Raw genomic sequence first — 11,950 nt, forward strand, 5'->3', positions numbered from 1 at the left:
TATAACCTTATAAATTTGTTATTATGAAGAAGTTAGTATTAATTATGGCTTTAATCCTTGGAGCAGTAACACTTCAATCTTGCGACCACGATACAGCCGACAAAACCACTCAACTATATGGAATCGAAAAAGACAAAATTAAACCGCCAGGGGATAGAGGTTAAGAATTTATTTCTTTATTCAACGATTATCATAGGAGCGTTTGCTCCTTTTTTTCACATCTTTTTTTTACGTGAAAACGACATTGAGATAAACAACTACGGATTTACTTATTTATCTACCTTATTGTATGCGTTAGGGTTTCCAATTACGTTAACTTGTGTAGGTACGCTTTGTAGATTTGTTTCGTTCAACATTATAGCGCAATTTAAACGACCTTTTTTAGTTGCTTCGCATTTGTTTACGGCAACTGGAGTATTCTTTATTACATGGACTATCTACGCTTCAAAAGAGGATATGAACATGACGTATTACTATTTAATACTACTTACTATTACTGTTGTTACTACTGCATTTCTTTCGTATCTTAATAATTCAATCAACCAAACCACTAAAGAGTTAAAAGCTGTTGTAAAATCATTATTACAGTTTACAATTCACGTAAAGAAAACCTACATACAACCTAAAGACAAAAAGAATTATGAGCTTACGTTATTTGACCACTTGGAAAGACCGCTTAACGAATGTAATCAATAAACTAAACACTTGGATAGATGATAAGGAATTGACTGATGAACTATTCGAGGAACTAAAAAAGTAAAACCCTATTTCTGGAATAATAGGGTTTTTTTATGAAAAATTAAAACTTAAACATCCTTTCGGATAGGCTTAAATACAGTTGTATTCAAAGATAACAAATTATTTAGAATAATTCTAAATAAAGTTAAATTCTTTTATAAATAACTATATCGTTTGTATCGTCGTTATAGTCGTCTATTTCTTCAATCCTTAATTCGTTTTCGTTTACTTGGTAGTAAAAGTCTGAATCGGAGTCCTCAATATAAAGAACTCCCTCGCTTACTATTCGCCAGTCTATAACTTCGTTTTCACTTCTTAGAATACATTCGTTGTCTACATTTCTGGAGTACGATGTTATTATGAGGTCTCCATTACTTTTAAATGTATATCTTGAATTTTGAGCGCAATCAGTAAAATAAGTTAATTCTGTTGTTTCGTCTGTTTCTGGATTATACGATTGACTTGCATAAGGCTTCCAAGTTCCGTAAATAGAATTATCGTTATTCTCATTACTATCATCATCCGACGAGCAGGAAACAAATAGCGTTATCGATAAAATTAAAAGTAGTTTCTTCATAGTTTAAGTATTACCAATTATCAGAGGTTAAATTTTCTTTTCCAGAAACATAATTGTAAAGTGAAATTTCTATTGAATTAATATCATTAATTACGTCCGTATAATATTCTTCATAAGCCTGCTTTAACTTCTTTCCGCCTTTTACTTTTTGTTTAGAAATTACAGCTGTTCCTTCTGGAACATAATCAGCTTGCTCAACAACTAATCTATATTTTTCGTTCTTAAAATCTACTCTAAGTGTATAATATAAGTTAAACGGAACAACAACACCCATACCAATCTTTTTATTTCCATACTCTCTCATTCCGCTAAAACGTAGAAACTTGCTGTCAACACTTCCTTTTTTTACAAAGTCTGGATTTTTATAATAATACTCGATCCATTCACTTACTTTTTCTTGGGTTTCTTCTGCAGAAAGATTAACAGTTCTAACAACTTCTTTATTTATGAATCCGTTTTCATCATACTTAAATTCTTGCGAATTACCTATGTATGATATAAGGAATAGTATTAATAGTTTCTTCATTGGTTGTTGTTTTAGAATAAATGACTTGATGCTTGAACTTTATAAATGTGTAATATTTGATTTTTCGGTATTTCCTGCGGTGGAAACTCGTCTTTTTTGCTGTCGCTCGGTTTGCTAATTAATGTATAATGCTCTTTGTCGCTTCCTTTTGTAATTATCTTAATCATACGGAAACCATTCTTAGTAACTATTGCGTAAACTTCTCCAAGAGGCAAAAAGTCTTGCCAATTAGGTATTCTTATAAGTCCTATTGCATCGCCGTGCCTAATTAGTTTTGCCATTGATTGCCCTGAAGCTCTAACAATAAAGTCGCACCCCTCAAAAAACGGATGCGTAACGTATCGGTCTGGTTTAGTTTGTAGGTTGTTTTCCACTTCTAAAAAACTTGCAGTAAAATCTATATCGTAATAAGGTGTTGGTTTGGTGTCTGGTTGTGTATTATGCACATTTTGCACATTAGTATTATGTGAACTTTGTTCGTTCATAATAGATTGGAGTAATTTCTGGGTGGCTTCTGGCATTTCTCTTTCGCTTTTCTCCCAATACTGTACTGCTCTAAGGCTTACGCCGAGCAATTCTCCAAATTCGGTTTGATTTAAACCTAATTTTTTTCGATTATTTTTTATTTCTATCGCGTTCAAAGTCAGTTAGTTATAAATTATTTACGAACAATATGCATTTTTATGCATAAAATATTTGGTAGATACGAACAATGTGCATATATTTGTATCAACAACAACAAACAATAACACCAAAGATATGAAAACAATTGACAAAATAAGTGTAGAGATTTCAAATAAGGTTTTTAGAGAGCTTGTAGATAGGTTAGAGTATGTTGACGAGGATTATAACTGTGTAGCCTTTACAAGTTCATACGAGAATTACGTATTAGACTTTTTTGCTTCTGAATACAATGATGTTCCTTTTAAAGTTGAAACACGTCAATCGTACTTAGAGCAAGGAGATAACTACTTAGATATAAACTTTTCGGAAAAGCAAATTGAAGAACTTCAAAAAATAGCAGACAACAAATTCAAAGAGATTGAAGAAGAAGAGGAAATGAGAAGAGAAGAGGAGTTGCAACTTGAATCAGAATACGAAAGCGACACTTATAGCATGTACGGAGTATCACAAGCAATGTTTATATAAAAAATCAATCAACTATGAAAGCAAATGTACTAACAGAGGGTAGAGCAACTTTAAACTACCGAGTGAAATTTGAGCAGTATCCAAACTACTGCTCTGGTAGTCTTGAATTTATGATAAAAGGCGAATGGATATTCATTGACTGTATTACAGCAATGAACGATTACGGAGCAGATGGAAGCTTTATCCCGATGAAAGAAGTATTACAAAAACGTATCGAATTAGAGTACGGATTTAGAATAGATAACGAACAACTGAAACAAGCATCGTAATGAAAAGAGAAATCAGAGAGAAATACTACCGATTAGAAGAAAAGACAAAGTTTTTACTCGACTTGTCTGAAAAGGTAGGTAGAACTTATAACACACTTAGAAATCATTGGTTTGGCGCAGGAATGCAAATTCCAGATGAATTTTTAAGCGATGTAGATAGAGAACTAACAAAGCGATTAAAAAACCAACATGAACCAGTCAGTTAAAGTAGGCAAAACAACCACGATAGAGGACTTTTTAAAGGAAAACGATGTACAGATTATCGATACGAAAACTTTGAAATTCCTGCTATCAATAGCCAACCGAGAAGAAGCAAAAGGACTTGTAAGTCGAGATTACATAAAGCAGAAACTCGGAATAGAGGGCAAAGGATATACAACGGTTAACAGATGGATTGAGAAGCTGAAAATTAAAAGCCATCCAGAGATTAAAGACCGATTTTACTTAGAGAGTTTTTTAGAAGCTTATTACCAATCAAAATTTAAAAGAACAGTATAAACCATGACACTAGAACACGTATTAATATCAATCCTACTCACATTAATAACTATTAATAATGTTCTACTGTTTCTAAAGTCAAAACGTTATGAAAACAAAATTAAAGAATTGGAAGAATCAAATAGGCAACTTCTTAAAGCTTTTGCACGAGAAGTTAAAAGACTTAGGTAAATCAGCAGCGTATGCAATTAATAATTAATCACTAAAAAACATAATCATGTCAACACTAACAAAAGAAATAGCAGAAATAGGAATATCTAAAGAAACAGAGTTAAGTCTTAAAGAAACTTTTGACCCGTTTTTCAATCAAGCAGACCAATGGAAAGAAAAGGCTTTTAAGATAATCGTTAAAAGCGCTGACGAAACAGAATTAATGCAACAGGCTAGAGAAGCAAGGCTAGCTTTAAAAAATATTCGTGTAGAGGTAGAGAAAAAGAGAAAAGAGCTAAAAGAAGAATCTTTAAGAAAAGGCAAGGCAATAGATGGTGTTGCGAATGTTATTAAATACCTAATTCAGCCAATAGAAAACCACTTAAAAGAACAAGAGGACTTCGTAAAGATACATGAAGAAAAGCAAAAAGCAGAACTTAAAGAAAAAAGAGAATTAGAACTTTTAAAATACGATGTAGATTCTTCTTTCTACAACTTAAAAGAAATGCCAGAGGAAAGCTATTTGCAACTTTTAGAAAATAGTAAAAATGCTTTTGAAAAAGCAAAGGAAGAAGAAAAAAGACTAGAAGCGTTAAGAATCGAAAATGAAAGGCTAAACGCATTAGAAAGTGAAAGAAAAATTCAAATAGCGCCTTATGCTCAATTTGTTTCTGAATCAAATGATTTAAGAAATATGAGCGACGAGAGTTTTGAGAACCTTTTAAAATCTCTATCCAACGCAAAAAGAGATTATGAAAAAGAGCAAGAAAGAATAAGGATTGAAAACGAGCGTCTTAAAAAGGAAAAGGAAGAACAAGAAGCTATTTTTAAAAAAGAAAGAGAAGCTAAAAAGAAGTTAGAAGCTGAAATAAAAGCTAAGCAACAAGCAGAGGAAAAAGCAAAAAGAGAATTAGAAGCAAAAGCTAGGCAAGAAGAAGAAGCAAGAGTTTTAGCTGAAAAAGAAGCAAGATTAGCACCAGACAAACAAAAACTACAAGAGCTTGCTTTGAACATTTTAAAAATTCAACTACCAGAAGTTAAGAGCGAAGAAGCTAAAGAAGTATTGAAGCAGGTGCAGATACTATTGAATAAAACAAGTAATTACATAAAAGAAAAGTCAATAGAGATATAATGATAATTAACGCATTACTAATCTTCTCAATAATACTTGCCTTATGTGTAATTATAGCAATAGTAACTATTGAGATAGCTAAATCAATCACAGATGAAAACAGAAGTAATCAACGGAAAGTGGACTGTAAACGCAAACACTTTCGAGGAGCAGAATTTATTCGAGAAAAGGAGATTAAACGATTATTTCCTTGAATTAAAAACAAACAGAAATATAATTAATAACTAAACCGATGAGCGAATTAATAACCACAGACGAAATACTTCCTTTGAACGAAAAAGGAGAGCAGTTATATAACTCACTTGAGAGTTATAAAAAGATAGTGGGAACGAACCCAAAAAACGCTTGGGTAAAAGCAAACCCATACGCAAACAACGCTAAATATTTACCTATTGGAATTACGGAAGAATTATTAAGTAAAATATTTCCTTTTTGGCAAGTAGAACAGCACGGAGAGCCGAAACTTATAGGTAACAGCGTGGTAATTAGCGTAAACTTAAAAGTTTATCATCCAATCTTAGGGCAATGGCTTACGTATTCTGGAATTGGTGCTGTTCCTGTTGAAGTTCAAAAAGGAGCGCATCCAACCGATTGGACGAAAATAAACTCTAAAGCACTACATAAAAATGTTCCTGCAGCTATGAGTTTTGCAGTTAATAACGCGGCTAAAAAAATAGGAAAATTATTTGGTTCACACTTAAATAGAAATGAAACATTATGAGTTGGATAGATGAAATAGGAAAAGATACTTATGAAGATTTTCCAATAGTAGAAAATCCAGAAGTTGATGAGGACAGTTGGGAGGTTAAAAGACTTGGAATGATTACAGGCTCAAACTTCGGTAAGCTTGTAGTTAAGTCAAAAGACCGTAAAAGCTTCACTTTATCAACGAATAAAACAGCACAAACACTAATCTATAAAATAGCTTGGGAAAGACTTTTAAAATCTGGAAATATATCTAACGGACTTGGAAGATTAAATATTTCAAGCCGTGAGATGGAGCATGGAAACGATTATGAGGGAAAAGCTATTGAAAAGTACATAGAGCGTACAGGGAATAAAGTAAAATCAGCACAGGAATTTATCCGATTTGATGAATTTATAGGAGGTACTCCAGATGGTTTTGTAAACGATGATGGTTTGATAGAAGTTAAATCCCCTTGGAATGGCGGTAATCACTTATACAGTCTTTTAGAGAATAAAATATATAACGAAGACCATTTTTATCAAATACAAGGGTACTTATGGATAACGGACAGAGAATGGTGCGACTATATAACTTTTGACCCGGACTTAATAGATGAGCTTCAATTAAATGTAATTCGTGTTAAAAGAGATGAGAATGTTATAAATGGTATTTCCTTGGTAATGGAGATGGTAAAGGAGAAAATAATAAACATACTTAATAATGAGAAACTTAAAAGATGAAAAATGGTTAGATGTTGTAGGGTATGAAGATAAATACCAAGTATCAAATATGGGTAGAATAAAATCTAAAAGAAAATTCTACGGTAAAAGATGGTACGATGATAAAATCATGAAAACAAGGCAATCTAAAGACGGGTATATCAGAGTTAAACTCTATAAAAACAACAAGCAAAAGACATTTTACTTACATAGATTAGTTTCTATGGCTTTTATAGGAGAAAGCGATTTAGATGTAAACCATAGAGACGGAAACAAAGCTAATAATAAGCTAAGTAACCTTGAATATTTAACCAGGAGCGAAAACCATTACCACGCTTGGGACAATGGATTAAAGAAAGTTACAGATAAAATGAGAAAAAGTTTAAAAATAAATAGAATTAACATTTATAATTTACAATAATGAGCAGTTTATCAAGTATTTACATTAAAAAAGAAACCTTAAAAAAACTACTTGAAGTAGTAGAAAAAAAAGGAGATAACGGAGTTAATTTAACCGTTTCATTAAACAACGAAACAAACGATTACGGACAAAATTTGTCTGCTTGGGTAAGTCAATCTAAAGAAGATAGAGAAGCAGGAAAAAGTAAGTATTATGTAGGTAATGGAAAATGCTTCTGGACTGATGGAAGTATTGTTGTAGCAGAGAAAAAAGAAGCACAAGCCACACCAGTACAAGCCGATAGTAACGATGATGACTTGCCTTTTTAAACTATGCTAAAAACAAAATCTAAACCCTGTGTTGGGATAGGAAAAGCCAAAGGGCAAAAAGGATGCGGAAAAGAAACTATCTATCGTAGATACGGTTTATGCCAAAGTTGCTATGCAGATTTTATCCTTAACACCGATGCAGGGAAGATTTTACTTGAAAAAGCAACTTTAAAAGCTACAAAGCCACGCCGAGAATTAGAAAAGGCAGTAGCAGAAAAGAAGAACCGAGATAAGTTAATTACTCACTTAGAAAGCACAAAAACAATCGTACACGAGTACGTAAGGAAGCGAGATAAAGACAAGCCTTGCATTAGCTGTAACACGCCTTATAAAAGTAATTTTCAAGCAGGACACTATTACAAAGCTGAGTTGTTCACTTCTTTAAAATTCAATTTTGACAACATACACGGACAATGTGAAAAGTGTAATCTAAGATTAGAGGGAAACTTAAATCAGTACGAATTAAACCTACCTAAACGCATAGGGGAGCAAAGGTTTAACGAATTAAAGAAAAAGGCAGAATTAGACCACCGTACCATTAAAAAATGGAGCAGAGAAGAACTAAAAGCCATACGATTAAAAGCAAGAAAATTAATTAAAGAGTTATGCCAATAGATATAGACACAATTTACGACGCAGTTAATGCTTATTACGATTTAAGTCCTGGGGATTTACTCAAAAATACCAGAAAGAAAGAGGTTGTAGAAAAAAGACACGTATTTCTTTTTTTATGCTGTAAACACACAAAGAAATCACTTAATGAAATAGGTTATTATCCTGCTTCTTTAGGGTATAAAAAAATAGACCACGCAACAGTGCTTCATGCCAGAAATAAAATCAAAAGTCAATTAAAGATTTATAAAGACATAAAAGAAGATATAAAAGGAATTGAAATATTTATTGACGATTTAAGAAAGTCTTTAGACACTACAAGAATTGTAGTTAGAAATGTAGACTTACTAGCTATATCCGAGGTTAATACAATGTATGAAAATAACTACCTAAAATAACCTAATTAAAACCAAACAATAACCAAGATGCAAAGAGACAGTTTTATTTTTTACCGAAGCTTTTATGAAGGTATTAAAGAGTTGCCGAGAGATATTCAGGGAGAAGTGCTCACAGCTATAATGGAGTATAGCTTAAATGGAGAAACAACTGAAAATCTAAAGCCAGTCGCAAAGGCGATTTTCACTCTTGTAAAACCGCAGATAGACTCTAATAATCAGAGGTTTGAGAACGGAAAAAAAGGAGGTAGACCAACTAAAAAAAAAACCGAACAGAAACCTAACGATAACCAAACAAAAACCAAACCAATACCTAATGTAAATGATAATGTATATGTAAATGTAAATGATAATGTAGATGATGATGTATTAATCGACGTCGACGAACTCAAAAAAAAATACATTAAAAATGAAAAATTGGTAAACGCTTTTTGTGATAATAACGGAATTTCAAAAAATGAACTTTTTGATGGTTTAGAAAAATTCACAAAAAACCTAAAAGACAAAAACAGATTTTTAGAAAAAGAAAAAGAGTATGTAACATACTTTAAAAACTGGTTCGTAAAAAAAGAAAAAAGTTCCGCAAAAAAAGAAAGTAAAACAGCCGCACAAGCATTTAAAGAGAGAATCTATGGAAGTAGCACTAATTAAACCAGAAAACGTTTCGGTTCAGATTGTACAAATGGCAAACAAGCCACAAATGGCAGTTGCAATGGAAAACGTAAAATTACGAGATTATCCAGAAGATATGCGCTTAACAAATTGCGTAAACCTTGTTGAATGGCTTTTAAATCTTCTTGGCGTGAACGCAAAAGACCAAACAGACCACCATACGGAACTTGCAAAGCATATTTTCAGCTCACACGGCAAATGGACTTTCCAAGAAATAAAATTAGCATTCGAAATGTACGTTCGTGGCGATTTTTACGAAAATGGTAAACCGATGTTAGTCACTCAAAGCGTTAATGCGGTCGTATTTGGTCGTGTAATGCGTTCTTACGAAGAAAAAAAGAAAAGTGAGCTAGATGCTTATTACCGAAAGAAAAACGCTTTTAAAACGCCTGAAATGAGTTTGGAAGAAAAAAGAAAATACGCTATTGAAAATCTATTATTAGCGCACGAGTGTTTTTTAGAGTCTGGAAAAGTAGAAGAAAACTATTATACAGCCTTTGATACGCTAATCGAATTAAAATTTTTAAAGCCATACCAACAGTTCCAAAATTGGTACGATTTAAAAAAGAAAAACGCCTTAGTAATTCTTCAAAGCGAGTACCGAAATAAACTAAAAGAACTCGATAAAAACGGAAAAAGGCAAAGCAAAGAGTATGCAGAAACCTACCGAGAGGGCGCAAGATTAACAACTGAATCGAAAGCAGTCGAAAAGCTGTATAAATGCCTTGTTTTAAGAGATTTTTTTACTAAAAAAAACATGAACCAAGCAGAATTTTTAAAACTCGTTAAGGATGGTATTTAGGCAGGACATTCTGAACATGGATATAAAGAATAAACAGTTTAAAAACTCAATGAGTGAAAAGCAAGTTTGTTCAGAAATAGGGATAGCAAGGTCAACATTATACCGATTGAGTGTAGGCAAATCAATAACGACAGAAACGCTTGTAAAGTGTATTAGATGGACAGAAAAAGACTTAAACAGATATTTTAATTAATGCCTAAAAAAGACTTTAACACCTTACCACCCGAAACAGAAATAGAAGTAATAGCAATAAAGGGTAAGAAAACTGTAAAAAAGATAATGCAATACTCTAAGGCTTTAACTATGGATAGAGCCAAAGGATGGGAATATATTTTTTATCAAAAAAACTTTAGTCAATTTAAAAAATGGAAGAATACAAAATTTTAAATCTATACGCTTGTCTTGGTGGTAATAGATACAAATGGAATGAAGTTTACGACAACATCGAAGTAACCGCAGTTGAACTAGACTCAGAATTAGCTAAATTATATCAAGAGCGATTTCCAAATGATAAAGTAATTATTGCAGATGCTCATCAGTATCTATTAGACCATTACAAGGGATTTGATTTTATATGGACAAGTCCGCCATGCCCTACGCATAGTCGTTTGGTTACTTCAAATAAAAATAAAATAAAAATGAAGTACCCGGACATGAAATTATACCAAGAAATAATATTTTTAGATAATTTTTTTGAGGGGAAGTATGTAGTAGAAAATGTAATCCCTTACTATACACCTCTAATACCGGCTAAAAAAAGAGGTAGACATTTATACTGGACTAACTTTAACTTGCCTAATGATTTAAAGGAAAGAAAAACAATAGGTATAAGCACAGCAAAAGACGAAGTTAATAAACTTTGCAAATTCCACGATTACGATTTTAGAAAATACAAAGGTAAACAACCGTTAAATAAAATAGCACGCAATTTAGTTGATTATGAAGCGGGTAAAACTATTCTTCAAACAGCTTTGAATATTAAAAAACAAAACGAACTAAAACAACTTGAATTGTTATGAAAACAATAGAAGAAGTAAAAGAGCATTTTAAAGATGCGAAAGTAGTTAGGTGTTTGGAAGATTGGGATGTTTATGACGTATCAGAACTAATTGAGGGTGTGCATGTTTATTTTAATAATTTTTGGGTTAAAGCAAAAGGCGGAGATATTTTATTATACGACGCAAAAAATAACCGACTCGCCGAAATAATCGAGTATAAAAACCCGCAATCAAAATTCAAAGAAACATTAAACAGTTTAGCCGATTTACTTGAATACAAAAATAAAAAGTATGGGAATTCAGCTTTAGAACCTTTGGAAATTTTCAGCAACAAAACCAAAGTAGGCACAAGATTAGACGATAAACTAGCAAGAATTAAAAACAGCGATAAACTACATAAAAACGATGTAGCCGATATAATAGGGTACTTAACGCTTGTGTGTGTTGAGAAAGACTGGACTAATTTTAACGAATTTAAAGATTAAGGAAATGACAACAAAAGAAGCATCAGAAATACTCCAACAATTCAACAGATGGCGCAGAGATGTAAACGTGCCATCAAAATACAAACCACCAAGACCCACGTTAATAGGACAGGCAATCGATAAAGCAATAGAAGTGTTGAAAGAAAATAATTAAAAAAATATTTCATTATTTAGAATCATTCTAAATTATTTTTGTATATTTGTAGTAAGTTGGTTGGTTAGTTATAAGAGGGCGTTAGATGTCAAATGACGTCAGCGCCTTTTTTAATTTAGATTATTTAATAGTAAAAACAATGAGCGCTTACACAGACGAAGAAGTGAACGAAATGTTTAGCAATGTTTTGAAAAGAATAGAAAGCGGGGAGTCTGTTAAATTTATCTTAGATAACTATTCCGATACTCCTAGCAGAGATACTTTTTATAAATGGTTAAAAGAGAGAGATGGATTTGCTGACAATTACGCGCGCGCGTGCGAGGTTAGAGAGGAGCAAATATTCGATGATATTCTAACTATAGCAGACGAAAACAACGCTGATGTAAGTGTTTCAGAAGATGGAGCGATTAAGATAGACGGAAACGCTATTCAGCGGTCTAAATTAAAAATAGACGCTCGTAAATGGGTTTTGTCAAAGATGAACCCGAAGAAGTACGGCGATAAATTAGATGTTACAACTAATGGGGATAGTGTTAACATGTCCGAGGAAGAACGACAAAAACGAATTAATGAACTACTTTTAAAAGCAAAAAGTAACGCTTAAAGTTCTCGGAGTCTAATAAATTACCGACAAAACACCTAAAAACCACTTAAAAA

General features: G+C 32.5%; 24 protein-coding genes. 21 read left to right on the forward strand and 3 right to left on the reverse strand.

All coding sequences use genetic code 11. The features are described 5' to 3' along the window. The first annotated feature begins 23 nt into the window (after positions 1-23). Complete coding sequence (locus JMA43_RS04775; protein WP_342155237.1) at positions 24-164, forward strand: hypothetical protein; 141 nt, start codon at positions 24-26, stop codon at positions 162-164. After that, positions 118-696, forward strand: coding sequence for a hypothetical protein (locus JMA43_RS04780; protein WP_342155238.1), 579 nt, complete (start codon positions 118-120; stop codon positions 694-696). Before JMA43_RS04775 ends, JMA43_RS04780 begins: the two co-directional genes overlap by 47 nt. 187 nt (positions 697-883) lie before the next feature. Here the strand turns inward: JMA43_RS04780 and JMA43_RS04785 are convergent, their stop codons facing one another. The 3 genes from JMA43_RS04785 to JMA43_RS04795 are packed head-to-tail and all read right to left on the reverse strand — an operon-like array spanning position 884 to position 2,482. Then, entirely contained in the window at positions 884-1,315 is a 432-nt protein-coding gene (locus tag JMA43_RS04785; RefSeq protein ID WP_342155239.1) for a hypothetical protein, read from the reverse strand. A gap of 10 nt (positions 1,316-1,325) precedes the next feature. Then, a complete protein-coding gene (locus JMA43_RS04790) occupies positions 1,326-1,841 on the reverse strand; it encodes a hypothetical protein (RefSeq protein WP_342155240.1) in 516 nt (171 codons plus the stop codon). Between the two features lie 11 nt (positions 1,842-1,852). Continuing rightward, positions 1,853-2,482: a S24 family peptidase gene (locus JMA43_RS04795; protein ID WP_342155241.1), complete on the reverse strand. Its 630-nt coding sequence runs from the start codon at positions 2,480-2,482 to the stop codon at positions 1,853-1,855. 118 nt (positions 2,483-2,600) lie between these two features. Between JMA43_RS04795 and JMA43_RS04800 the strand changes: the two genes are divergently transcribed. From JMA43_RS04800 to JMA43_RS04890, 19 genes are all read left to right on the forward strand, one after another. Beyond that, positions 2,601-2,990, forward strand: coding sequence for a hypothetical protein (locus JMA43_RS04800; protein WP_342155242.1), 390 nt, complete (start codon positions 2,601-2,603; stop codon positions 2,988-2,990). 14 nt (positions 2,991-3,004) lie between these two features. Next, positions 3,005-3,259 carry a hypothetical protein gene (locus JMA43_RS04805; RefSeq protein WP_342155243.1) on the forward strand — a complete coding sequence of 85 codons (255 nt, stop codon included), beginning with the start codon at positions 3,005-3,007 and terminating at the stop codon, positions 3,257-3,259. Beyond that, positions 3,259-3,465 carry a hypothetical protein gene (locus JMA43_RS04810; protein ID WP_342155244.1) on the forward strand — a complete coding sequence of 69 codons (207 nt, stop codon included), beginning with the start codon at positions 3,259-3,261 and terminating at the stop codon, positions 3,463-3,465. Before JMA43_RS04805 ends, JMA43_RS04810 begins: the two co-directional genes overlap by 1 nt. Then, on the forward strand, positions 3,449-3,757 hold the full coding sequence (locus JMA43_RS04815) for a hypothetical protein (RefSeq protein ID WP_342155245.1): 309 nt from the start codon (positions 3,449-3,451) through the stop codon (positions 3,755-3,757). The genes JMA43_RS04810 and JMA43_RS04815 overlap by 17 nt, the downstream gene beginning before the upstream one ends. A 217-nt stretch (positions 3,758-3,974) precedes the next feature. Continuing rightward, entirely contained in the window at positions 3,975-5,039 is a 1,065-nt protein-coding gene (locus JMA43_RS04820; protein ID WP_342155246.1) for a hypothetical protein, read from the forward strand. A 93-nt stretch (positions 5,040-5,132) separates the two neighbouring features. Continuing rightward, complete coding sequence (locus JMA43_RS04825; RefSeq protein ID WP_342155247.1) at positions 5,133-5,267, forward strand: hypothetical protein; 135 nt, start codon at positions 5,133-5,135, stop codon at positions 5,265-5,267. A gap of 4 nt (positions 5,268-5,271) precedes the next feature. Then, positions 5,272-5,760, forward strand: coding sequence for a hypothetical protein (locus tag JMA43_RS04830; RefSeq protein ID WP_342155248.1), 489 nt, complete (start codon positions 5,272-5,274; stop codon positions 5,758-5,760). Next, entirely contained in the window at positions 5,757-6,467 is a 711-nt protein-coding gene (locus tag JMA43_RS04835; RefSeq protein WP_342155249.1) for a lambda exonuclease family protein, read from the forward strand. Before JMA43_RS04830 ends, JMA43_RS04835 begins: the two co-directional genes overlap by 4 nt. Continuing rightward, positions 6,448-6,867, forward strand: a complete 420-nt coding sequence (locus tag JMA43_RS04840) for an NUMOD4 domain-containing protein (RefSeq protein ID WP_342155250.1) — start codon at positions 6,448-6,450, stop codon at positions 6,865-6,867. The genes JMA43_RS04835 and JMA43_RS04840 overlap by 20 nt, the downstream gene beginning before the upstream one ends. Continuing rightward, positions 6,867-7,175 carry a hypothetical protein gene (locus tag JMA43_RS04845; protein WP_342155251.1) on the forward strand — a complete coding sequence of 103 codons (309 nt, stop codon included), beginning with the start codon at positions 6,867-6,869 and terminating at the stop codon, positions 7,173-7,175. Before JMA43_RS04840 ends, JMA43_RS04845 begins: the two co-directional genes overlap by 1 nt. Before the next feature lie 3 nt (positions 7,176-7,178). Beyond that, positions 7,179-7,790, forward strand: coding sequence for a recombination protein NinG (locus JMA43_RS04850; RefSeq protein ID WP_342155252.1), 612 nt, complete (start codon positions 7,179-7,181; stop codon positions 7,788-7,790). Further along, entirely contained in the window at positions 7,781-8,185 is a 405-nt protein-coding gene (locus JMA43_RS04855) for a helix-turn-helix domain-containing protein (RefSeq protein ID WP_342155253.1), read from the forward strand. Before JMA43_RS04850 ends, JMA43_RS04855 begins: the two co-directional genes overlap by 10 nt. A gap of 27 nt (positions 8,186-8,212) precedes the next feature. Beyond that, the gene (locus tag JMA43_RS04860; protein ID WP_342155254.1) at positions 8,213-8,833 is read left to right on the forward strand and encodes a DUF6291 domain-containing protein; all 621 of its coding nucleotides are present in this window, start codon (positions 8,213-8,215) and stop codon (positions 8,831-8,833) included. Next, positions 8,814-9,656, forward strand: coding sequence for a hypothetical protein (locus JMA43_RS04865; RefSeq protein WP_342155255.1), 843 nt, complete (start codon positions 8,814-8,816; stop codon positions 9,654-9,656). Before JMA43_RS04860 ends, JMA43_RS04865 begins: the two co-directional genes overlap by 20 nt. Positions 9,657-9,848: 192 nt before the next feature. Then, positions 9,849-10,043 (forward strand): hypothetical protein, encoded by a 195-nt coding sequence (locus JMA43_RS04870; RefSeq protein WP_342155256.1) that lies wholly within the window; start codon positions 9,849-9,851, stop codon positions 10,041-10,043. Beyond that, the gene (locus JMA43_RS04875) at positions 10,022-10,675 is read left to right on the forward strand and encodes a class I SAM-dependent methyltransferase (protein ID WP_342155257.1); all 654 of its coding nucleotides are present in this window, start codon (positions 10,022-10,024) and stop codon (positions 10,673-10,675) included. Before JMA43_RS04870 ends, JMA43_RS04875 begins: the two co-directional genes overlap by 22 nt. Further along, positions 10,672-11,139: a hypothetical protein gene (locus JMA43_RS04880; protein ID WP_342155258.1), complete on the forward strand. Its 468-nt coding sequence runs from the start codon at positions 10,672-10,674 to the stop codon at positions 11,137-11,139. The genes JMA43_RS04875 and JMA43_RS04880 overlap by 4 nt, the downstream gene beginning before the upstream one ends. 4 nt (positions 11,140-11,143) lie before the next feature. Then, positions 11,144-11,293, forward strand: a complete 150-nt coding sequence (locus JMA43_RS04885; protein ID WP_342155259.1) for a hypothetical protein — start codon at positions 11,144-11,146, stop codon at positions 11,291-11,293. A 139-nt stretch (positions 11,294-11,432) separates the two neighbouring features. Then, a complete protein-coding gene (locus tag JMA43_RS04890) occupies positions 11,433-11,897 on the forward strand; it encodes a terminase small subunit-like protein (protein ID WP_342155260.1) in 465 nt (154 codons plus the stop codon). The last annotated feature ends 53 nt before the right edge of the window (positions 11,898-11,950 follow it).

It is taken from the genome of Joostella sp. CR20 (genome assembly GCF_038433465.1).
Taxonomy (GTDB): Bacteria; Bacteroidota; Bacteroidia; order Flavobacteriales; family Flavobacteriaceae; genus Galbibacter.